The organism is Luteimonas salinilitoris (assembly GCF_041300785.1).
GTDB lineage: Bacteria > Pseudomonadota > Gammaproteobacteria > Xanthomonadales > Xanthomonadaceae > Luteimonas > Luteimonas salinilitoris.
In genome coordinates, this window is sequence record NZ_JBFWIB010000006.1 from 110,499 (window position 1) to 131,460 (window position 20,962).

The 20,962-nt window shown below is 67.9% G+C and carries 19 protein-coding genes; 9 read left to right on the top strand and 10 right to left on the bottom strand.

Annotation, left to right across the window (positions count from 1 at the left end; genetic code table 11):
- Window positions 1-84: 84 nt before the first annotated feature.
- The 3 genes from AB5T46_RS11455 to AB5T46_RS11465 form a co-directional block, all read right to left on the bottom strand.
- Window positions 85-1,596, bottom strand: a complete 1,512-nt coding sequence (locus tag AB5T46_RS11455) for an OmpA family protein (protein WP_370564085.1) — start codon at window positions 1,594-1,596, stop codon at window positions 85-87.
- A 171-nt stretch (window positions 1,597-1,767) separates the two neighbouring features.
- A complete protein-coding gene (locus AB5T46_RS11460; RefSeq protein ID WP_370564086.1) occupies window positions 1,768-2,166 on the bottom strand; it encodes a hypothetical protein in 399 nt (132 codons plus the stop codon).
- A 124-nt stretch (window positions 2,167-2,290) separates the two neighbouring features.
- Window positions 2,291-4,924 carry a protein kinase domain-containing protein gene (locus tag AB5T46_RS11465; RefSeq protein ID WP_370564087.1) on the bottom strand — a complete coding sequence of 878 codons (2,634 nt, stop codon included), beginning with the start codon at window positions 4,922-4,924 and terminating at the stop codon, window positions 2,291-2,293.
- 197 nt (window positions 4,925-5,121) lie between these two features.
- Between AB5T46_RS11465 and AB5T46_RS11470 the strand changes: the two genes are divergently transcribed.
- Complete coding sequence (locus AB5T46_RS11470; protein WP_370564088.1) at window positions 5,122-5,712, top strand: ECF-type sigma factor; 591 nt, start codon at window positions 5,122-5,124, stop codon at window positions 5,710-5,712.
- Window positions 5,713-5,747: 35 nt separating this feature from the next.
- On the opposite strand, the gene AB5T46_RS11475 is transcribed toward AB5T46_RS11470, so the two are convergent.
- Complete coding sequence (locus AB5T46_RS11475) at window positions 5,748-6,551, bottom strand: ABC transporter permease (protein WP_370564089.1); 804 nt, start codon at window positions 6,549-6,551, stop codon at window positions 5,748-5,750.
- Window positions 6,548-7,525 (bottom strand): ABC transporter ATP-binding protein, encoded by a 978-nt coding sequence (locus tag AB5T46_RS11480; RefSeq protein WP_370564090.1) that lies wholly within the window; start codon window positions 7,523-7,525, stop codon window positions 6,548-6,550. The genes AB5T46_RS11475 and AB5T46_RS11480 overlap by 4 nt, the downstream gene beginning before the upstream one ends.
- A 214-nt stretch (window positions 7,526-7,739) precedes the next feature.
- On the opposite strand from AB5T46_RS11480, the gene AB5T46_RS11485 reads away from it, so the two are divergent.
- From AB5T46_RS11485 to AB5T46_RS11515, 7 genes are all read left to right on the top strand, one after another.
- A complete protein-coding gene (locus tag AB5T46_RS11485; protein WP_370564091.1) occupies window positions 7,740-8,504 on the top strand; it encodes a ferredoxin--NADP reductase in 765 nt (254 codons plus the stop codon).
- 186 nt (window positions 8,505-8,690) lie between these two features.
- The gene (locus tag AB5T46_RS11490; protein ID WP_370564092.1) at window positions 8,691-9,893 is read left to right on the top strand and encodes a M50 family metallopeptidase; all 1,203 of its coding nucleotides are present in this window, start codon (window positions 8,691-8,693) and stop codon (window positions 9,891-9,893) included.
- 57 nt (window positions 9,894-9,950) lie between these two features.
- Window positions 9,951-10,409: a hypothetical protein gene (locus AB5T46_RS11495; protein WP_370564093.1), complete on the top strand. Its 459-nt coding sequence runs from the start codon at window positions 9,951-9,953 to the stop codon at window positions 10,407-10,409.
- The gene (locus AB5T46_RS11500; RefSeq protein WP_370564094.1) at window positions 10,406-10,606 is read left to right on the top strand and encodes a helix-turn-helix transcriptional regulator; all 201 of its coding nucleotides are present in this window, start codon (window positions 10,406-10,408) and stop codon (window positions 10,604-10,606) included. The genes AB5T46_RS11495 and AB5T46_RS11500 overlap by 4 nt, the downstream gene beginning before the upstream one ends.
- Window positions 10,603-12,114 carry an alpha/beta fold hydrolase gene (locus tag AB5T46_RS11505; RefSeq protein ID WP_370564095.1) on the top strand — a complete coding sequence of 504 codons (1,512 nt, stop codon included), beginning with the start codon at window positions 10,603-10,605 and terminating at the stop codon, window positions 12,112-12,114. The genes AB5T46_RS11500 and AB5T46_RS11505 overlap by 4 nt, the downstream gene beginning before the upstream one ends.
- A 3-nt stretch (window positions 12,115-12,117) precedes the next feature.
- A complete protein-coding gene (locus AB5T46_RS11510; protein ID WP_370564096.1) occupies window positions 12,118-12,864 on the top strand; it encodes an ABC transporter ATP-binding protein in 747 nt (248 codons plus the stop codon).
- Window positions 12,861-14,030 carry an ABC transporter permease gene (locus AB5T46_RS11515; protein WP_370564097.1) on the top strand — a complete coding sequence of 390 codons (1,170 nt, stop codon included), beginning with the start codon at window positions 12,861-12,863 and terminating at the stop codon, window positions 14,028-14,030. The genes AB5T46_RS11510 and AB5T46_RS11515 overlap by 4 nt, the downstream gene beginning before the upstream one ends.
- Before the next feature lie 78 nt (window positions 14,031-14,108).
- On the opposite strand, the gene AB5T46_RS11520 is transcribed toward AB5T46_RS11515, so the two are convergent.
- The 5 genes from AB5T46_RS11520 to rpmH all read right to left on the bottom strand — a co-directional run bounded on the left by AB5T46_RS11520 (window position 14,109) and on the right by rpmH (window position 19,245).
- Entirely contained in the window at window positions 14,109-15,128 is a 1,020-nt protein-coding gene (locus tag AB5T46_RS11520) for an energy transducer TonB (protein WP_370564098.1), read from the bottom strand.
- A 99-nt stretch (window positions 15,129-15,227) separates the two neighbouring features.
- Window positions 15,228-16,571, bottom strand: a complete 1,344-nt coding sequence (gene mnmE / locus AB5T46_RS11525) for a tRNA uridine-5-carboxymethylaminomethyl(34) synthesis GTPase MnmE (RefSeq protein ID WP_370564099.1) — start codon at window positions 16,569-16,571, stop codon at window positions 15,228-15,230.
- Between the two features lie 306 nt (window positions 16,572-16,877).
- Window positions 16,878-18,608 (bottom strand): membrane protein insertase YidC, encoded by a 1,731-nt coding sequence (yidC, locus tag AB5T46_RS11530; protein WP_370564100.1) that lies wholly within the window; start codon window positions 18,606-18,608, stop codon window positions 16,878-16,880.
- Between the two features lie 13 nt (window positions 18,609-18,621).
- Window positions 18,622-19,050 carry a ribonuclease P protein component gene (gene rnpA, locus AB5T46_RS11535; protein ID WP_370564101.1) on the bottom strand — a complete coding sequence of 143 codons (429 nt, stop codon included), beginning with the start codon at window positions 19,048-19,050 and terminating at the stop codon, window positions 18,622-18,624.
- Between the two features lie 54 nt (window positions 19,051-19,104).
- Window positions 19,105-19,245, bottom strand: a complete 141-nt coding sequence (gene rpmH / locus AB5T46_RS11540) for a 50S ribosomal protein L34 (protein WP_013536759.1) — start codon at window positions 19,243-19,245, stop codon at window positions 19,105-19,107.
- A 231-nt stretch (window positions 19,246-19,476) separates the two neighbouring features.
- Here rpmH and dnaA point away from each other — a divergent pair, with 231 nt between their 5' ends.
- On the top strand, window positions 19,477-20,790 hold the full coding sequence (gene dnaA, locus AB5T46_RS11545) for a chromosomal replication initiator protein DnaA (RefSeq protein WP_370564102.1): 1,314 nt from the start codon (window positions 19,477-19,479) through the stop codon (window positions 20,788-20,790).
- Window positions 20,791-20,962: the final 172 nt, after the last annotated feature.

Sequence of the window (20,962 nt, forward strand, 5' to 3'; positions counted from 1 at the left end):
CCGCGTTCGCTGGTGCAGTTCGATTCCGTGATCGCCGTATCGGTTCAGCGAAGGTTTGATGAACAACCTACTGAGAGATCGCAGCTAATCCAGTCGTACCAGTTCAACCCGGCGGTTGTCGGCCTTGCCTTCCTCAGTGTCGTTGTCGGCCACCGGCTTGCCTTGCCCGAAGCCTCGGGCTTTCAAGCGATTGGCGTCGATGCCTTGGTCGGTCAGCGCGGCGACTACCGAGCGGGCGCGCGCTTCGGATAGCCGTTGGTTGTGCTCGACGCTGCCCGTGTCGTCGGTATGTCCGTCGATCGACAGCTTCAGGTCGGGGTCGTCCTGCAGCAGCTTCAGAACCTGCTCGATCTGCGGTTGCGACTCCGGCAGGATATCGGCCTTGTCGGTCGCGAAATGGACTTGCAGGGCGACTTTGCCGTCGGTATCGAGTTGTTGCTTGAGTCGATCGGCTTCGATCAGTCCAGCCGTCTGCTCGAATCCTTCGCGTTCGGCGATGACCCAGCCGCCGCTGAGATATTCCAGCCGCGAGTGAATCCAGGCTTCCTTGCCGTCGCGCTCCACCTTGTAGATCGTGATCGGCTTGTTCCATCGGAATCCGGCGCCGTCGCTGTACGTTCTGAAGATCTCCTCGTCGATATCCTGCAACGAACCCTCCGGGATGGTGCCCTCGAATACCTTGGTGCCGCCGACCTGCTCGATCGCGGCATCCAGATTGCGTTGTAGCTCGTGCATCGAATAGCGATTGCCATCCTTGTGCGTGACGCGCGCATCGAGCGTCCTGCCCTCAACCCACTCCCAACGATCGCCTGCCCAGAATGGGAAACGGTCGAAATCGCGCTGTTGCGTCCGCACCTCGTATCCGTCCGGCGCGGTGAAATGGGGGAACTCGTCGCCCCACTTCGCGGTGGCCTCGAACGGCCTGGTTTCGGTCAACACGTAACCGGCGCTCAGGCTGTCTGTGGCCAGCTGCACCCAGACCTCACGGTCGGTCTGCCGGATCAGATGCACGGTCACCTCGGCATCGTCATCGGTATAGCCGTTGACCGCATCGATGAAGCCGCCACCGATCTCGTCCTCGTACGGGTTCTCGTAGTACACCGTACGACCCACGGTGCCTTCGAATATCTCGACGCCACCGACCGCTTCCAGCAGTTTCTCCATGTTGCGGCGCAGCTCGAGTTCCGAGTAGGTCTTGCCGCGCTTGGTGCCGATAGCGGTGGAGTATGTCCTGCCTTCCACCCAACGGACGCCATCCCCCAACCAGTACGGAAAGCGCGCATAAGCGCGATTGTGCGGACGGTTTACCGGTTCGTATCCTGACGGAAATGCCAGGAATGGAAATGTACCGAGATCGTGATCGGTCACCGGCACTCGACTCGTGTCGAACCGGCTTTCGGCCAGGGAGGCGTCTGCTTGCCGGATTTCTAGAGTCGCATCGTCCGGCTCTTCCGCGGAAGATTCCGCAGGCTCGGCTTCCTCGGTCGGCGTCTCCTGCGCCGTTGTTTCGGCTGCGGGGTCGGCGGGCCGCTCTTCGCTGCAACCGGCTGCCAGGAGTAGGGCGATGCATGAAACGGCGATGGTCTGTCGGACCATTGGGAGCTCCTGTCTGTCCTCAATTTCGGTGGCTTTCAGGCGCGCCTGCACGTCGACCGGCTTCCATCGACACACCCCATGGCAAGCAGCATGGAGCCAGGGTCGACCCGAACTCTCCGGGCGCATTGCCGGTCCGCATCGTCGACGGAAGCCAATTTCCTTTACAAGGCACTAAAGGGATGGCCGTGGAATCGGCGTGCTTGCGAGCACGGTTCCGCGCACGGTGGAGCGGCAATTCTTGTACTTCCACTTGGACACGACACCAGATGGATCGATCAGGAATGTTTTCTCACAATGCGCGAAATCGTAAAGCTGCGTGGTCCGGTTGTAGAGCTTTGTAATCTCTTTCCAAGTGATGACAACGGATCCGTCCCTATTTTGATAAGACGAGAACGGAGCCCCCAAGTCTGCTACCAAGTCAGCCTCATTTTTTCCGACCCAGCCTTGCATGACGTCACTCAGCGTCATGCTCCTCTCGGATCTCATCATGTTGCCAACAGGCGAGCCCTGACATGACGCCAGAAGCACGATGGCCGCACTGATTCCGGAGATCCTAAACATCTTCTTCATATCTCACTTCCTAAGGCGTATGGGTCAAGGGCGCATGTGCCATGTCGTCCAACGATCGCGGTCGTGCGCCCATGAACGTCCCGTCATCCGGCCGGGCCGAATGCAATGGACACGCCCGCTACCCTTAGTAAGCGGAATTTGGCCCGGAAGTCCGCACCGTGCGCGGACGGAGCCTTGCAAGAAGCCACTGCACCCGGGGGTGCTCTTCGGCGAGAAGGCCGGACAGCCTTGCCGCAGCGCCTTCCAGGCGCGATGCCGCAGCAGGATCGCCGGCGGCGAGCTCGCAGGCCCCGACGATCGCTTTCGCCTCGGCCCGCTGCCAGGCGGCTTGCGGCAGCGCCGCAGCCCGCATGGCGAGGCAGCGCCGAGCCGCGGTCGAAGCCGGGCGAGGTCGGCCGAGATCCAGGTACAGGGTCGCCTGCTCGCACAGCGCATCCGCCAGATGGTTGTCGGCCAGCGCACCCTTGGACTCGAACGCCCCTATGATCTCCGCGAACGCGGCGACCGCTCGCTCCGGGTCGCGGTGCCGCAGGACGAATACGCGTTCCGCACGCGCACGCAGGGTGAGCAGATGGTCCGCCCCTAGCGCCTTGGACAGTGTCGACTCCGACTCGGACAAGTGCTCGTCGGCCCCTGAAAGATTTCCTTGCGACAGCTCCAGGCTCCCGAGCCGCATCAACGACATCGCGTACGCCGGGCTGGACTTGCCGGCATAGCGCGCCTGCAACGCCAGGCCGCGCTGCAGGTGATCACGCGCCTCGCGCATCCGGTTGCGCAGCAGCAAGAGCGACCCGTATCCGGTGTGCAGCGCGCCCATGGCGCCGGAATCGCCGAAACGAAGCCTGCGGGTTGCGATCGCTTCCTCATAGAGCGTCTCCGCCTCGCCGAGAAGGCCCTGCATGTGCAGCGCGCCGGCCAGATTTCCCATGACCGTCAGGGCATCGGAGGAATCTCCGGCGCCAACCGCGCGGAAGGTATCGAGCGCGCGACGAAAGTGGATTTTCGCGTCCTGCAGGCGCCCGCCGTAGAGCAGTGTGGCGGCCAGGCTGTTTTCGGCGTCGGCAAGCGTTCGGCTCGGTCCGTCCGTGCCTCGCGCGAGCGCCACGCCCGCTTCCAACTCGGCGATGGCCTCGGGCCAGCGGCCCAGAGAACGCAGGATCCGGCCGCGTATCTGGCGTGCTTCGGAACGGCGCCGCCGGTGATCCCCCGGCAAGGATTCGAACACGTGCAGGGCCTCGTCGATGTAGGCGAGCGCCTTGCCATTGTCCCCGAGCCGATGCAGTACGCCGGCCAGGCCGTAGTAGGCCCGTCCACGCAGGATCGGCGAAAGACTTGCCTCGTCGTCGAGGGGTATGCTCTCGAGGAGCGGCTTGGCGGATGCAAAGTCCTGCAAGGCGATATAGAGCTCCGCCAGCACGATCCGCATTTCCGCTTCGTTCTCCACGCTGGCCGACGCCGACGTCAATCTCCTTGCGCTCTCGTCCAACAGTTCGCGCGCCGTCAACTGTTCGACGTCGACGTCCGCAGCCACTTGTGCGAACAACCCGGCAAGGTGGTCGCGCATGGTCTCGTATCGCCGGTATTCGAAACGCGCGGCGTCTCGTTCCGCCATCGCGACGCGCGCCTGCCATGCCACCGCAAGCACACCGATGACTGCACTGAACAGGCACAGGAAGCCGAGCGTTGCCGCCAGGCGATGACGTTGCATCCAAAGCCATAGGTAACGCAGAACGCTCGTGCGCACCGTCTTCACCGGCCGGCGCTCCCGCAGCAGTCGCACGTCTTCCCGCAGCGCATCCACCGTCGGGTAGCGCGCGGCGGGATCCGCGGCCATGGCACGGCCGATAATGGCAAGCAGTTCCCGGGCACGAGGCAGCTTCATGTCGCCGGCCTTGATGGAACCGGCGGACTCAGGTCGCTTGCCGGTGACGAGCCAGTTCAGCAAGCCGCCCAATGCCCAGATATCGGTCTGGGTGGTCGCGGGTCCGCCCGAAAGTTGTTCTGGCGCGGCGAAAGCCGGCGTCACGCCGTAAACGACTCCGGCCGCATCCCTTTCCAGCAGACGGGCAACGCCGAAATCCACAAGGCGCGCGCGACCATCGTCCATGACGCGGACATTGGACGGCTTGATATCGCCGTGCACGATCAGCCGCTGATGCGCATGCGCGACGGCATCGGCGACCTGCAGGAACATGTCCAGGGCGGTGCCGGCGTCGGCGGGCCGCGCGTGTTCCAGGTCGACGCCCGGCACCCATTCCATGACCAGGTAGGCTTGGCCTCCTTCGCTGGTCCCGCCGTCCAGCAGTCGCGCGATTCCAGGATGATCCAGACGCGCCAGCATCTGCCGTTCGGCAGCGAGCCGCTCTTCCAGGCGCGGACCTTCGATCCGGACCATCTTCACGGCCGCTCGCATCTCGAACGCTCCGTCGGCGCGTTCGGCCAGGTAGACGGTTCCCATGCCGCCCGTACCGACGGGCTCGAGCAACCGCCATGCGCCCACTCGCAGGCCGGACGGCAGATGGACGTCGGGCCGGTCGACCAACGCATGAAACGATGCCGCCGCAGCGGCGCGAAGCCGGCCCTCGAACGCCTCGCCTGCCCGTTCAGCGTGATCGAACAACTGCCTGACTTCCCCGGCCAGTTCCGGATCGGACCTGTCGAGCGCCGCGATGCGCGCCGCACGCTCCTCCGGTTCGAGCGTGAGCAGCACCCGAAAACTGCCTTGAATCTCGTCCCCGCGACTCGGTCCTTCGGGCACCGCTCCAACTCCTGTTCAGTGAGCCGCTGAAGGATAACGGAGATCGTCAGCCATCATGCCAGCCCGCTTCTGGGCTACCGACCAGCCAGCAAGCTACCTGCATCAACAGAGCCGGACTGTCTGAAAACCCACACGCTGTTTGCCAGGCAAGCCCGATTTCGTTTGCGTGCACCCTGGCCAACGGGTAGTTTGAGGCGATGCTCGATATTTGGCCGCCGCCACAAGTCAAACCGCCGCTGGATGCGTACACGGAGCGTGCCCAGGAGATGCTCGAAACTCTCTTCCCATCGGTCTACGGCGAGTTGACGCGAATCGCACACAAGCAACTGAAGTCCGAGCGACCCGGACATACGTTGGACACGGTTGCGTTGGTGCATGAATCGTACTGCCGGCTTGCACGGCAGTCACCTTCACAGGCGTACGATCGATCGCATTTCCTGGCACTGGCCTCGCATGTGATGCGCAACATCCTGGTCGATCACGCGCGACAGAAGCTTTCCGCCAAACGCGGCGGAGAACAGTTGCGGATCACGCTCACGGACGCTGCCGCCGTCGTGCCGGGACCCGACCTCGATATTCTCGCCCTCCAGCAGGCGATCGAACAGCTGCGGCACCACGACGCCCGGCTGGAACGCGTCGCGGAATGCAAGATCTTCGGCGGCATGGCGACCGCCGAGATCGCGGCTGCCGTCAATGTCTCCGCCCGCACCGTGGAAAAGGACTGGACCATCGCCAAAGCCTACCTGCACCGGGCTTTGCAGCCAGAGGGAGGGTCGGCAGGAAGTTGACCGCGCGACTGCTCCACCCACCTGGCCTCGGCGCCTCAGCTGCGCAGGCCGACCCCACGCCGCAGCAGCATCAATCCCAACGTCGCCAGTGCGACGACGAAGAACAGCATCAACGCGTACGCGATCCACAGCGGCACGTCCGACTGCCCGAGCAGGCCGTAGCGGAACGCGTTGACCATGTAGAAGATCGGGTTGGCGTGGGTGGCCGCCTCGGCCCAGCCCGGCAGCAGGCTGACCGAATAGAACACGCCGCCGAGGTAGGTCAGCGGGGTGAGGATGAAGATCGGCACGATCGCGACGTCGTCGAACTTCTTGGCGTACACGGCGTTGACGAAACCGGCCAGGGCGAAGATGGTCGCGCCCAGCAGCACCGTGCTGAAGGTGACCAGCGGGTGCGGGATGCGCACGGTGGTGAACAGCATCGCGATGCACAGCACGATCGCGCCCACCGCCAGCCCGCGCGCGACGGCGCCGGCGACGTAGCCTGTCAGCACCACCCAGCTCGGCATCGGGCTGACCAGCAGTTCCTCGATGTGGCGGCCGAACTTGGCGCCGAAGAAGCTGGAGGAGATGTTGCCGTAGCTGTTCTGGATCACGCTCATCATCACCAGTCCGGGGACGATGAATTCCATGTAGCTGAAGCCGCCCATCTCGCCGATGCGCGAGCCGATCAGGCCGCCGAAGATCAGGAAGTACAGCGTCATGGTGATCGCCGGCGGCACCAGGGTCTGGCCCCAGATGCGCAGGATGCGCACGATCTCGCGGCGCACGATGGTGCCGAGCGCGATCCAGTTGTCGCGCATCCGCACCTCGGCGTGGTCGTGACGTGCGGCGCTCATGCGGACTCCCGCGCTGCCGCGGCGATCGCCGCGGCGTCGGGCGTGCCGGTCATGCGCACGAACAGCTCCTCCAGCCGGTTGGACTTGGTGCGCATCGAGCGCACGCGGATGCCGGCGGCGTCGAGCGAGCCGAACAGGCGGTTGAGGTCCATCGAGCGCGGCATCTCGACGTCGAGCGTGTGGTCGTCCGGCGCCTGCACCTCGACGCCGGGAATCACCGGCAGCGCCGCCGGCAGCGCGCCCTCGATGTCGAGCAGGAAGCCCTCGACGTCGAGCTTGGCCAGCAGCGTCTTCATCGGGCCCTCCTCGACGATGCGGCCGTGGTCGATGATCGCCAGGTTGCGGCACAGGCTCTCGGCTTCCTCGAGGTAGTGCGTGGTGAGGATAATGGTGGTGCCGGCAGCGTTGATCTCGCGCAGGGTGCGCCACATGCCGCGGCGGATCTCGATGTCGACGCCGGCGGTGGGCTCGTCGAGGATCAGCAGGCGCGGCCGCGTCATCATCGCCCGCGCGATCATGAGCCTTCTCTTCATGCCGCCCGAGAGCGTACGACTCATCACCTGGGCCTTGTCCCACAGCTGCGCGCTGCGCAATTCCTGCTCGGCGCGCACGACCGCCTCGGCACGCGGAATGCCGTAGAACCCAGCGTAGTTGACCAGGATGTCGAAGGGCTTCTCGAACAGGTTGAAGTTGATTTCCTGCGGCACCAGGCCGATCAGGCGCATGGCGGCATCGCGGCGCCGCGCAAGGTCGACGCCGAACACCGAGACCTCGCCCGTGGTCTTGTTGACCAGCGAGGAGACGATGCCGATCAGGGTGCTCTTGCCGGCGCCGTTGGGGCCGAGCAGGGCGTAGAAGTCGCCGGGCGCGACGTCCAGCGAGACGCCCTTGAGCGCCTCGACGCCGCCGGCGTAGGTCTTGCGCAGGTCGCGCACCGACAGCGCCGGCGACGAGTCCGCTGGATTCCGGGCCATGCTTGACTACCTGTGCCGCGAGACGCGCGGGGAATCCCGTTATTATAGGCGGTCGCGCCGGGTCGCCTGCGCGACGCAGCGTTGCGCGGCGGCCCGGCCGGCGAGCGCGGTCGTCCCGGCTGCGATCTTCTCGTCCGCGATCATGCGCCTGCGACCGGCGCTTATCGCACACTGCACCTTCCCGCGGCCGTCCGCCGCCCGACTCCGGTATCCCGTGGCCATCCAGCACTTCCCCCTCAAGCTCGTCGATCGTCGCATGCTGGCGCCCGGCATCGCCCATCTCAGCTTCGTGCGCGGCGACGGCCAGCCGCTGGACTTCGTGCCCGGCCAATTCGTGCAGGTGCACTTCCGTTATGCCGACGGCACGCCCACCAGGCGCAGCTACTCGCTGGCGACCATCCACGACCACGCGCTCGGGCCCGGCGAGTCGGTCGAGATCGCGGTGAGCTATGTTCCCGGCGGCGCGGCCACCGCCCTGTTCGAAGGCCTGGAGGCGGGCGACACGGTCGACGCCAGCGGCCCGTTCGGACGCTTCTGCCTGATGCCGGGCGACGGCAACCGCCGCTACCTGCTGATCGGCACCGGCACCGGCGTCACTCCGTACCGGGCGATGCTGCCGCTGCTGGAGAAAGCCATGGCCGAGCGCGGCGTCGAGGTGGTGCTGCAGTTCGGCGCGCGTTCGCCCGCCGAACTGCTCTACGGCGACGAGTTTCGCGCCTTCGCCGAACGCCATCCCGGTTTCCGCTTCCTGCCGTGCTTCTCGCGCGAGCTGCCCGAGGCGGGATCGCGGCAGGCGCATGCCGACGTGCGCCACGGCTACGTGCAGCAGTTCCTCGACGAACTTGCCCCCGATCCGGACGGCGACATCGCCTACCTGTGCGGCAACCCGAACATGGTGGACGCCTGTTTCGAGGCGTTGAAGGGGCATGGGCTGGCGGTGCCGCAGATCCGCCGCGAGAAATACGTCAGCAGCAAGTAGCTTCGCGGCGGCGGATCTCCCGCTGTGGCAGCGCGCACGGCGCTCGTCAACGTGCAACGCCTCGCCAGCCATGTGAACTCGCCCCTGACGACTTGCTCCCAAGGGCAATCGGCGGTATCCGGTATCACCTCGCCCCCGCCTGTCGGACGCAGGCCGCAAGGAAGACGCCCACGCTCCATGATCGACATGCAGACCCCAACCCGTACGCACCGCAATGCGACACTGCTGCCGCCGGTGCCGCCCACCGCCGCGCCCGCCCGCCCGCCGGCATGGCGATTCCTACGCTGGCTGTTGTCGATGGCCGCATTCGCCGGCGTCGGCATGGCCGTGGGGTTCGCCGCGGCGCGCTTCGGCGTGCGTCTGGACGGCGATCTGCTGCCCTCGCCCGGCTGGGCGTTGCTCGCCGGCTTCGTGCTCGCTATCTGGCCCAACATCGTGCTGCACGAGGCCGGGCACGCGGCGGCCGGACTCGCGTGTGGCATGCGTGCGCTCGCCTTCGGCATTGGCCCGTACCGGTTCGAACGCGGTGCCGGCGGCTGGCGCTTCCGACACGGCGGCGGCGTCCGAGGGATCAGCGGCTTCGCAGCGCTGCTGCCGGGCGAAAGGCGCCACTTCGGGCCCATTGACCACGCAGTCTTCCTCTTCGGAGGGCCGCTGGCGAACCTGCTCACCGCCGTGCTCGGCCTGACCGCGGCGGCGCTGCTGGCGGGCTCGGCATGGGCGGCGGCGGTCCAAGGCGTCGCGTACTCGGCGCTGCTGCTCGGCCTGGTGAACCTGGTGCCGTTCCAGTCGAAGGGCTGGCGTTCGGACGGCCGCGGCCTGCTCGACCTGCTGCGCGCGACGCCGGACGCCGCCCTGCAGCAGCAGATCAATCAGCTCATGGCGTTGAGCATGGCCGGGGTGCGTCCGCGCGACTGGCCCGAGGCGCTGCTGCCCGCGGTCACCGACGACTCTTCCACCCCGGTACTGGTCATCGTCGGCCGGCTGCTGCGCCTATCGCGCGCCTGCGACCAGCGCGACGCTCCGGCCGCGCGCGACTGCGCCGAAGTGCTCTGCGCACGGTTCTGGGAGGCTCCGGAAGTCCTGCGCCCAAACATCGCCGTGTCCCTGGCCGGGCATGCGGCCGTGATGCTGCGCGATGATTCCCTGGTCGCCGCTTGGCGACCGTTGTGCGAGGGCGGACTGCTGGACCTGTCGCCGTATCGCGACTGGCTCGACGCCGAGCACGCCGCGCTGTCCGGCGACACCGCGGCCGCACTCCGCCACCTGGAAGCGGCACGGGCACACCTGGACCGGGTGCAGGACTCGGCCAGCCTGGAGGTCCTGGGTGAGCAGCTGGACGCACTGGCGGCACGGCTGCAGACAGCGACTTGTGTCAAGGATGCTTGACATGCCACAGAGGTCGCGGCATCGTGTGTGTCAAGCAAGCTTGACAAGGACCTGCCGATGCGGACCGCTGCCAGCCGGCACCTGACGCGTGAATTCCTTCCGGCGATGGGCGCTTACGCCGTCGTGCTGCTGGCGGCGACCTTCGCGCTGCGCCATTTCGATATGCCAGCGCTGCGAGCAACACTCGCGCTGCTGCCGCTGCTGCCGCTGCTGCCGCTGCTGCCGCTGCTGCCGCTGCTGCCGCTGCTGCCGCTGCTGCCGCTGCTGCCGATCGGCTTTGCCGCCCGCGCCATGCTGCGCTATGTTCGCGCCTGCGACGAACTGCAGCGGCGCATCGAGCTGGAAGGCATGGGCCTGGGTGCGCTGCTGCTGTGCCTGGGCTCGTTCTCGCTGGGCCTGCTCGCCAGGGCGGACGTGCTGGACGTCGACGGCATCGTGGTGCTGATCTGGATCATGCCGATCTACGTGCTGCTCTACGGCGCCTGCAAGTCCGTGGCCGCGCGGCGCTACCGATGAGGAGCCGCGTCCGCGAGCTGCGCGAGTCGCACGGCTGGTCACAGTCGCAACTCGGCGAGCGTCTGGGAGTGTCGAGACAGACGGTCAACGCCATCGAGACCGGCAAGTACGATCCCAGCCTGCCGCTGGCGTTCCGCATCGCACGGACGTTCGGCGAGACGATCGAATCCATCTTCATCCCCGAGGAGGCTCCATGACATCCCGGCCAAGTTTCATGCTGCTGCTGGCGGCCGCACTGCTGCTGGCGGCCTGTGGCGGCGAACAGCGCGTCGGTCCGCGCACCGACGCGCAGGGCGTGCTGCACTACGGCGGACTTGCGTTCGCCCCCTGCGCCCTGAGCGCCACCGTCGGCCAGACGGTCGAGGCGCAGTGCGCGACGCTACAGGTCCCCGAGAACCATGACGCGCCGCAGGGCCGCACGATCGAACTGGCGGTGGCACTGGTGCCGGCGAAAGGTCAGGCTGTGGAGGATCCGGTCTACATGATCGCCGGCGGGCCGGGGCAGTCGGCCATCGAGAGCTATCCGCAGTTGCATGCCGCGTTCGAGGACGTGCGCCGCACCCGTCACGTGGTGCTGGTCGACGCCCGTGGCACCGGCGGTTCACACCCGCTCGCCTGCCGCGACGAGGACGGGGGCAAGGCCATTTACGACCCGGACGACGAATCGCCCGAGGCCATGCGTGCATTCGCCGAACGCTGCCGCGACGCACTGTCGAAGATCGCCGACCTGCGCCATTACACCACCGGCGACCATGTCCGCGACCTCGACCTGGTGCGTGAGACGCTCGGCGTCGAACGGATCAATCTGGTCGGCATTTCCTACGGCACCCGCGTCGCACAACAGTACGCCGCGGCCTACCCCCAACACACCCGCAGCTTGGTGCTCGACTCGGTGGTGCCCAACACACTGGTGTTGGGCCAGGAACATGCGCGCAACCTCGAGGACGCGCTGCAGGCACAGTTCGCCGCCTGCCGCGACGACGACGCCTGCCTGCGCAATCTCGGCGATCCCGCCGACCGGTTGGTGGCGGTGCGCGAGCGCCTGAGTGCCGGCGGCATCGCACCGGTCCGCTACCGCGACCCGGTCAGCGGGGAGTGGCGCGAGGAAACGCCGCGCTACGGCCATCTTGCCGGGCTGCTGCGCATGTACTCCTACCAGCCACAGATCGCCGCCACGCTGCCGCTGCTGCTGCACGAGACGGCGCAGGAGCGCTACGAAAGCCTGCTGGCGCAGTCGCGCCTGCTGACCGCCAACGTCTCCGATGCCATCTATCACGGCATGCAGCTGTCGGTGCTGTGCAGCGAGGACGCCGACGAGCTGCGCGCCGACGATGCCGACCGCGATACGGTGCTCGGCGCCGCGCTGGTCGAGTTGAGCGACGCGCAGTGCGCGGTCTGGCCGCGCGGCCGACGCGCCGAAAATTTCCGCGAACCGTTGCAGGGCGAGCTGCCTGTGCTCGCGATCAGCGGCGAGCTCGATCCGGTCACGCCGCCACGCTACGGCGACGAGGCGATCGCGCACCTGCCCAACGCCCGCCACCTGGTGCTGCCCGGTCAGGGGCACAACGTGATCGGCATCGGCTGCATGCCGAAGCTGTTCGCGCAGTTCGTCGAGAACGCCGACGCCGCCGCGCTCGACGCCGATTGCCTGCAACGCCTGCAACCGCAACCGCCGTTCGCCGGCACGTATGGATGGGAGCCCTGAGCGATGATCGAGATCCGGAACCTGCACAAGACGTTCAAGGCCAAGGCCGGTCCCGTGCACGCGGTACGCGGCGTCGGCTTCGAGGCCCGCGACGGCGAGATCACCGGCCTGCTCGGCCCCAACGGCGCCGGCAAGACCACCACCCTGCGCATGCTGTACACGCTGATGAAGCCGGACGAGGGCGACGTCCGCGTCGACGGCCTCGACGCCCATCGCGAGGCCACCGCGGTGCGGCAGCGGCTGGGCGTACTGCCCGATGCGCGCGGCGTCTACAAGCGCCTGACCGCGCGCGAGAACATCGCCTACTTCGGCGCGCTGCACGGCCTGGATGCCGGCACCATCGCGGCCCGCATCGAGCAGCTGGCGGAGACGCTGGTCATGGAGGACTTCCTGGACCGGCGCACCGAGGGCTTTTCGCAGGGCCAGCGCACCAAGACCGCGATCGCGCGCGCATTGGTGCACGACCCGCGCAACGTCATTCTCGACGAACCCACCAACGGCCTCGACGTGATGACCACGCGCGGACTGCGCGGCTTCCTGCGCCGGCTGCGCGACGAGGGGCGCTGCGTGATCTTCTCCAGCCACATCATGCAGGAGGTCGCCGCGCTGTGCGATCGCATCGTGGTGATCGCGCACGGCGAGGTCCGCGCGATCGGCACGCCGGACGAGCTGCGTGCCGCCACCGGCCTGGACGATCTCGAGGACGTGTTCGTGCGGCTTGCCGATCTCGATCAGGGAGAAGCGGCATGAGGGCCGTCGCGATTGTCGCCCGGAAGGAGCTGCTCGACCTGTTCCGAGATCGCCGCACCCTGATGCTCGGCCTGGTGATGGGGCCGCTGCTGATGCCGGCGCTGATTCTCGGCATCGGCGCGATGGCCGAGAAGCGCGTGCGCACGCAGCTCGAATCGACGCTGGAGGTCCCGGTGGTCGGCGCCGAGCAGGCGCCGAACCTGGTCCGCTTCCTGCAGGGGCGCAACATCGTCGCCATGCCTGCGCCGGCGGATCCGGACGCGGAGGTCCGCGACCAGGCCTCGGACGTGGTGCTGAAGATCGATCCGGAGTTCGGCGAGCAGTGGCGCGACAGCCGCAGCGCGCGCGTCGAGCTGATCTACGACAGTTCGCGCCAGGACTCGCGCATTCCGGTCGAGCGCCTGCGCGCGGTGCTGGGCGAGTACAGCCGTACGGTCGGTGCGCTGCGCGGCATCAATCGCGGCATCAGTCCGCAATCCGGGTTCGCGGTGCAGGTCGCGCAGCGCGACGTCGCTACGCCGGAAGCGCGGCGCGGCATGCTGCTGGCGTTCCTGCCCTACATGCTGATCCTCTTCAGCTTCATAGGCGGCGCCTATCTGGTGATCGACGTCACCGCCGGCGAGCGCGAACGGCAGTCGCTGGAACCGCTGCTGGCCACGCCCGCATCGCGCTCGGCGATCATGAGCGGCAAGATCCTCGCCGCCTGCCTGTTCGGCATGCTGAGCCTGCTGCTGATCCTGCTGTCGTTCAAGCTCAGCTTCTCGCTGGCGCCGGGGCCGCTGCAGCTGATCGACGTGACCCTGCCGACCATGCTGCGGCTGCTGCTGGTACTGCTGCCGATGGTGCTGATCGGCACCACGCTGCTGACCCTGATCGCGGCCAGCGTGAAGTCGGTGAAGGAGGCGCAGAGCTACATGAGCGTGCTGATGTTCCTGCCGATCATCCCGACCGTGGTGCTGATGGTGAATCCGGTGAAGAACCAGCTGTGGCAGTTCACCGTGCCGTTCCTGGCGCAGAACCAGATGATCCTCAAGCTGGTCCGCAGCGAAGCAGTGACGATGCAGGAGTGGACGGTCTACCTCGGCGCCGGCTTCGGCCTGGGACTGCTGCTGTGGCTGCTGGCGGCGCGGCTCTACCACCGCGAGAAGCTGGCGATTTCGGCCTGATCGCAGTCGCCGGAGGCGCCGTCCAAATGAAAGGCCCGGCATTGCGCCGGGCCTTTTCGTCGCGAGGACCACGGTGCCCTAGCCGCCGGGCGTGAACGCGATCGTGCGCCGCGTCGTCACCGGCGCCGCCACCGGCTCGAAGCGCCAGCGCCGCACCGCGGCGACCGCCTCGCGGTCGAACACGCGCGGCGGATCCGCGCGGACCACGCGGGCGCTGCTGACCGAACCGTCGGCGCCGACGGTGAACTCCACCAGCACCTCGCCGCCCTGGCCGCTGCGCAACGCCTCGGGCGGATAGCGCGGCGCCGGCGTGCTGATCGCGCGCAGGTCGGCGGCGGTCGGCGTCGCCGCTGCCGCGGCGGCCTGCGCGGCGCGTTCCTCCGCTGCGCGCTGTTCGGCCGCGCGCTGCTGCGCGGCGCGTTGCGCGGCGGCTTCTTCGGCGACGGCCTGTTCCTCCTCCGCCTGGCGCTCGGCCTCCTGCTGCGCGGCCAACTCCTTGGCCGCCTGCTCCTGCTGCAATAGCTGCTGTCGCTGGCGCTCCTCCTCGAGTTGCTGCCTGCGCTCGGCTTCCTGCTCCGCGGTCAGCTGCTGCTGCTCGGCGCGCTGGGTGACCGCCTCTTCGGCGGCATCGATACTGTTGCCCAGCCGCTGCAGCGCCGGATGCTGCTTGTCGGCGCGCTCGATCAGCGCCAGCAGGCGCCTGGCTTCCTCGAAATCCTCGCGGTCGCGGCTCTGCTCGGTGGCGATCACCGTCATCGGCAACAGATCGGTCAGCGCGCTGGAGACGCCGGCGTCGCCCGGCTGCCTGTCGCGCAGGCCGAGGTAGTACTCCATCGCGTTGTCGCCGGCCGGCGCGTACAGGCGGCTCTCCTGGTAGGCCTTGGCAGCCGAGGCGCGCAGCTCTTCGGTGCTCATGGTCGTGGTCTGGTCGGCAGCCGCCTCGGCGGGTTCGGCCGGCGCGGCTTTCGCGGCGGCGTCCGGCTCCGCCTCGGGCGCGGCCGGTTCCTGCGAACAGGCCGCCAGCGCACAGGCGAGCCCCGCGCCGGCGACGATTCGGTACCAAAGCGGACGCGTGCGCCCGTTGTCTGTCAAAAACATCGAGAACTCCCCCTGATGTGCGATGCCGCACGTATGCCTAGGACGCGGCAGTGGGCGCCATTTGTCAACACCCTCGCCCCCGTGAACGGGCCCCTGCGCCTACTTGCCGACGCAGAACGTCGAGAAAATGTGACCCAGTAGATCGTCCGGCGCGACCCGGCCGGTGATCTCGCCGAGCGCGTCGTGGCCGGCCCGCAGCGCCTCCGCCGCCAGTTCCAGGGCCTCGTCGCGCAGCGCGGCGCGCGCGGCCGCGAGTTCACGGCCGGCACGCTGCAGCGCCTCGACATGCCGTGCCCGGGCGCTGAACGTCCCGGCCTCCGCGCCCGTCTCCGGCCCCTGCGCCAACGCCTCCAATCGCGCCACCAGGCGCTCCAGTCCGTGACCGGTGCGTACCGAAACCCGCAATACATCGGCATCGTCGGCCTCACCGGCAACCGGAACGCCGAGCAGGTCGACCTTGTTGTGCAGCCATAACCGCTGTGGCACTGCCGCGATCGCCACCGCGACGGCGGCACGGCCGGCACCGGGATCGCGTGCGTCCAGCACCACGATGGCCAGGTCCGCCTGGCCGAGTTCCGCTTCGGCGCGGCGCATGCCTTCGCGCTCGATCGCGTCGCCGCCGGCGCGCAGGCCGGCGGTGTCGACCAGGGTCAGTTCCACGCCGCCGATGCGCACGGTCTCGCGCAGCAGGTCGCGGGTGGTGCCGGCGATCTCGGTGACGATGGCGCGCTCGCTGCCGGCCAGGGCGTTCAGCAGCGAGCTCTTGCCGGCGTTGGGCGGCCCGACGATCACCGCATGCAGGCCGTCGCGCAGCTTGCGCCCGCGCTCGGCGGCCAGCAGCAGCGCGTCCAGGTCGGCGAGCGCTTGGTCGAGGCGTTCGCGCAGGCGTTCGCCGCCGAGGGTGTCGAGCGGCTCGTCGGCGAAGTCGATGCTCGCCTCCACCTGCACCCGCAACGCCAGCAGCGCCGCGGCGAGCGCCTCCACGCGCCGCGAGAACTCGCCCTCCAGCGCGCGCCGCGCGGCGCGCGCGGCGCGGGCGTCGCCGGCGGCGATCAGGTCGGCGACGGCCTCGGCCTGGGTCAGGTCGAGACGGCCGTTGAGGAAGGCGCGCTCGCTGAACTCGCCGGCGCGCGCCGGTCGCGCTCCCAGCGCGCAGCAGCGCGCGACCAGCTGCCGCAGGATCGGCGGACTGCCGTGCGCCTGCAGTTCCACCACGTCCTCGCCGGTGTAGCTGGCCGGGCCGCGGAACCACAGCGCGATGCCGTCGTCGAGCACCGCGCCGTCGGCATCACGGACGCGGACGTAATGCGCACGGCGTGCCTGCAGCGGCTGCGCGCAGATCGTCTCGGCGATGCGGCGCGCCTTCGGGCCCGACAGCCGCACCACGCCAATGCCGCCGGCGCCTGCCGCGGTGGTGATGGCAACGATGGTGTCGGTAGTCACGGCCGGGAATCGGGAATCGGGAATCGCAGGGCAGGATACGGCGGTGAGGTGCCGAGGAACGCCCCTTTTCGGCTCGCCTTCCTGGGTTCGACGTCCAGGAAGGGAGAAACGGACTCGGAAACAGGGCCTGCGGGAGCGCTGATATCGGGCGATCGGTGAGCGGACGGTGTCGCGACTTCCCGGCGGTGGCATGCCACCGCCACTCCCACTAAGGGGAGCCGCCGTTCACGCAACGGCAGAGGCTGCATTTGCTGTTGCCTTTACCGATTCCCGACTCCCGATTCCCGGCCTTCAGATTCCCGGCTCTCAAGCCTGCTTGGCGGCAGGCTCGCTGTACTTGCGGATGAACCACCACTGCTGCGCCAGGCCGAGCGCGCCGTTGGTCACCCAGTACAGCACCAGGCCGGCCGGGAAGAAGATCATGACCGCGCCGAACACCACCGGCATCAGCTGCATCATGCGTTGCTGCATCGGATCCATGCCGGTCATCGGGCTGAGCTTCTGCGTCGCCCACATCACCGCGATGTTGATCACCGGCAGGATGAACCAAGGATCGCGCGCGGTCAGGTCCTGGATCCACAGCATCCACGGCGCATGGCGCAGTTCCACCGACTCGAGCAGCACCCAGTACAGGGCGAAGAAGATCGGCATCTGCAGCAGGATCGGCAGGCAGCCGCCGACCGGATTGATCTTCTCCTTCTTGTACAGCTCCATCATCGCCATCTGGAACTTCTGGCGGTCGTCGCCGTAGCGCTCCTTGAGCTGGGCGATGCGCGGCTGGAACTTGCGCATGCGCGCCATCGACTTGTACTGCGCCGCCGACAGCGGATACATCGCCAGCTTCACCAGCAGCACCAGCCCGACGATCGACCAGCCCCAGTTCTTGAACAGGTCGTGCAGCTTGTCGAGCAGCCAGAACAACCATTCGCCGACGAAGGCGAACAGCGAGAAGCGCGAGTAGTCGACCGCGCGGTCGAGGCCGCGCACGTCCTGCGCCTGGATCTGCTGCACCAGCTTGGGACCGACCCACAGCCGCGCCTCGGTCGATGCCTGCTGTCCCGGGGCGACGTTGAGACCCGGTCCGACCTCGCGGATCAGGTGTCGCGGACCGTCGACGTGCAGCGAGATCGTGGTTTCGGCGTCAGGCTCGGGAATCCACGCGGTGAAGAAGTGGTGCTGCAGGATCGCGATCCAGCTTTCGCGCGCCTGCAGGTTGAGCGGGCCGTCATCGGCGAAGTCGCCGAAGGTGCGACGTCCATAGCCTTCGTCGCCGCTGTACCAGGTGGCGCCGCTGAAGCTGAAAGACTCCGGATTGGTCATGCCGCGCTTGACCTGCGGCGGCACCCGCATCAGCTGCCGATAGACGAAACCCTGCCACGGCCGTGCGCCTTCGTTGACCACCGTGTCCTGCACGTCGATCGCGTAGGAACCGCGACGCACGGTGACGGTGCGGCGGATGGTCACGCCGTCCGCGCCGCGCCAGACGAACGGCACGTCGACCGCGTCGCCGCCCTCGGTCAGGCGATAGGCGCGCTCGGCGCCCTCCGGAACGAAGCCGCTCTCGTGGTCCGGGGCCGGATTGGCCTGGCTGACCCAGCCGCTCTGCGCGGCGTAGAAGCGCGCCGGATCGGTGTCGAGCAGCTTGACCGGCGAACTGTCTTCGTCGCGCGTCTGCGGGTAGCCCTGCAGGGCGGCGTCGATCACATTGCCACGGCTGAGCGTGAGACGCAGCACGTCGGTGGTGACCGTGACCGACTGGTCGCCGGCAGCCGCAGGTGCAGGCGCCTGCATCCCCGGCACCGCCGCGCTCGCGCTCTCCGCCTCGGCAGGCAGATCGGGCGCCGTCGGCACCGCCGCCGTCCCGGCTCCGGTTCCGGTTCCGGCATCGCTGCCGGGCACGGCCGCACCGCGCGCCTCGGCCTGTTCGGCGGAGGCGGCCGCTTCCGGCGCCGCGTCCTTGTCCCGGTTCCACTCCATCCACAGCAACGTCGCCACCATCAGCCAGGCGAGGATCAGGAAGGTACGGGTCTGGTTCATCAGGCAGGCAAGCTCATTCGCCGCAGCGATCCGGCGTAGGGACGTGGGACGGGGTGGAAGAGGAGGAAGCGCCCGGCATTGTGCCGTCCGCCGCCGGTGGCGGCAACGCACCGGCGCGCGCGAGCACCGCGACGAAGCCTTCGCGCAACGCGGCGGCGGTGGCATCGGCCGATGCCGCGCGGGCCACGACCACATATGCGCCGGGGCGCAATTGCGCGCGCAGGCTTCGGAACTGTTCGCGCAGGGCGCGCTTGATGCGGTTGCGTCCGACCGCGTTGGGATCGACCTTGCGCGACACCGCCAGGCCGAGCCGCGGCGGCGACGCGTCGTCGAGCCAGTGCAACGCCATCAGCGGAGACGCCGTGCGCCGGGCGTGCTTGAACACGCGATCGAAATCGGCGCGCGCACGGACGCGGGCCTGCTTCGGGAAGCCGGCGGTCATCGGAAAACTGGCGCTCGGGAACGGGGCGCCGCGGCGCCCGTGCGAACGACGGCGTCAGGCCGTCAGGCGCTTGCGACCCTTGGCGCGGCGGCGAGCCAGGATCTTGCGGCCGTCGGCGGTCTTCATGCGGGCACGGAAACCGTGGTCGCGCTTGCGCTTGAGGTTGCTGGGCTGGTAAGTGCGCTTGGTGGCCATGGTGGAACTCTCGTGCGGTGCGCGACGGAAAGAACCGGAGATTCTAGCGGCGCCACGGCCGGCAGGTCAACCTTGGCGGCGGCTTGGGCCAGCGACGGTTCGCCGCCCGCGGCGGCGGCGATGATGCGCCCCACGGGGTGCAATGGTAGTCTGCGGCTTCACCCTCTCCCCGCCCGCGCCGCGACGGTTGCCGTTGTCCGGCGCCTTTGCCGACCCTAGACGCAACGCCCGATGGATGCCTGGCCCCGCTGTCTCGAACGCCTCGAAGCCGAGTTTCCGGCCGAAGACGTCCATACCTGGCTCAAGCCGCTGCAGGCCACACGTCGCGACGACACCACGGTGCTGTACGCACCCAATGCCTTCGTCCGCGACGAGGTGCGCTCGCGCTACCTGACCCGGATCCGCGAACTGCTGGGGCATTTCTCCGGCAGCGCCGAGGTTGCGCTCGAGATCGGCTCGCTGCCGCGGACGAACATGGACACCCTGCCGGTGATCGCGCATGCGCCGGCGGCCGAGGCGTTCCACGGCAATCTCGACAGCCACTACACCTTCGAAAATTTCGTCGAGGGCCGCAGCAACCAGCTCGGCCGCGCCGCTGCCTGGCAGGCGGCGCAGAAGCCAGGGGACCGCGCCCACAATCCGCTGCTGCTGTACGGCAGCACCGGCCTGGGCAAGACCCACTTGATGTTCGCCGCCGGCAACCAGATGCGGCGCCAGAACCCGTCGGTGCGGGTGCTGTACCTGCGCTCGGAGCAGTTCTTCAGCGCGATGATGCGGGCACTGCAGGACCGGGCGATGGACGGCTTCAAGCGCCAGTTCCAGCAGGTCGATGCGCTGCTGATCGACGACATCCAGTTCTTCGCCGGCAAGGAGCGCACCCAGGAGGAGTTCTTCCACACCTTCAACGCGCTGTTCGACGGGCGCCAGCAGATCATCATGACCTGCGACCGCTTCCCTCGCGAGGTCGACGGCCTCGAGCCGCGCCTCAAGTCGCGCCTGGCCTGGGGCCTGTCGGTGGCGATCGACCCGCCCGACTTCGAGACCCGCGCGCAGATCGTGCTGTCGAAGGCGCGCGAGCGCGGCGCGCTGATCCCCGAGGACGTCGCCTTCCTGATCGCCAAGAAGATGCGCTCCAACGTGCGCGACCTGGAAGGCGCGCTCAACACCCTGGTCGCGCGCGCCAACTTCACCGGCCGCAGCATCACCCAGGAATTCGCCCAGGAGACCCTGCGCGACCTGCTGCGCGCGCAGATGCACAGCGTCGGCATCGCCAATATCCAGAAGACCGTGGCAGACTACTACGGTCTGCAGATCAAGGACTTGCTGTCCAAGCGACGCACCCGCTCGCTGGCCCGGCCCCGACAGGTGGCGATGGCGCTGACGAAGGAGCTGACCGAGCACAGCCTGCCCGAGATCGGCGACGCGTTCGCGGGGCGCGACCACACCACCGTGCTGCACGCCTGCCGGCAGATCAAGCACCTGATGGAAACCGACGGCAAGCTGCGCGAGGACTGGGACAAGCTGATCCGCAAACTCAGCGAATGACGGCGAAGGTGCCGCGTACAAGCCCGGTGGACAGGAACCGGACAAGTTGTGGACAACCTGAGGATCGAATGGCGCCGCTGATTCTATCCACAGGTTGTCGGCCTTCCGGGGGAGCCGTTATCCACCCGGTTGTGATCGAATAATAGTGTTTTATTTCAGATAGTTAAGTGAG

Coding starts and splice junctions, on each gene's coding strand:
- AB5T46_RS11510 (WP_370564096.1), top strand. CDS start 12,118: ATGATCGAGATCCGGAACCTGCACAAGACGTTCAAGGCCAAGGCCGGT.
- AB5T46_RS11480 (WP_370564090.1), bottom strand. CDS start 7,525: ATGGCCCGGAATCCAGCGGACTCGTCGCCGGCGCTGTCGGTGCGCGAC.
- AB5T46_RS11475 (WP_370564089.1), bottom strand. CDS start 6,551: ATGAGCGCCGCACGTCACGACCACGCCGAGGTGCGGATGCGCGACAAC.
- dnaA (WP_370564102.1), top strand. CDS start 19,477: ATGGATGCCTGGCCCCGCTGTCTCGAACGCCTCGAAGCCGAGTTTCCG.
- AB5T46_RS11460 (WP_370564086.1), bottom strand. CDS start 2,166: ATGAAGAAGATGTTTAGGATCTCCGGAATCAGTGCGGCCATCGTGCTT.
- AB5T46_RS11505 (WP_370564095.1), top strand. CDS start 10,603: ATGACATCCCGGCCAAGTTTCATGCTGCTGCTGGCGGCCGCACTGCTG.
- AB5T46_RS11500 (WP_370564094.1), top strand. CDS start 10,406: ATGAGGAGCCGCGTCCGCGAGCTGCGCGAGTCGCACGGCTGGTCACAG.
- AB5T46_RS11515 (WP_370564097.1), top strand. CDS start 12,861: ATGAGGGCCGTCGCGATTGTCGCCCGGAAGGAGCTGCTCGACCTGTTC.
- rnpA (WP_370564101.1), bottom strand. CDS start 19,050: ATGACCGCCGGCTTCCCGAAGCAGGCCCGCGTCCGTGCGCGCGCCGAT.
- AB5T46_RS11455 (WP_370564085.1), bottom strand. CDS start 1,596: ATGGTCCGACAGACCATCGCCGTTTCATGCATCGCCCTACTCCTGGCA.
- rpmH (WP_013536759.1), bottom strand. CDS start 19,245: ATGGCCACCAAGCGCACTTACCAGCCCAGCAACCTCAAGCGCAAGCGC.
- AB5T46_RS11490 (WP_370564092.1), top strand. CDS start 8,691: ATGCAGACCCCAACCCGTACGCACCGCAATGCGACACTGCTGCCGCCG.
- yidC (WP_370564100.1), bottom strand. CDS start 18,608: ATGAACCAGACCCGTACCTTCCTGATCCTCGCCTGGCTGATGGTGGCG.
- AB5T46_RS11495 (WP_370564093.1), top strand. CDS start 9,951: ATGCGGACCGCTGCCAGCCGGCACCTGACGCGTGAATTCCTTCCGGCG.
- AB5T46_RS11470 (WP_370564088.1), top strand. CDS start 5,122: ATGCTCGATATTTGGCCGCCGCCACAAGTCAAACCGCCGCTGGATGCG.
- AB5T46_RS11520 (WP_370564098.1), bottom strand. CDS start 15,128: ATGTTTTTGACAGACAACGGGCGCACGCGTCCGCTTTGGTACCGAATC.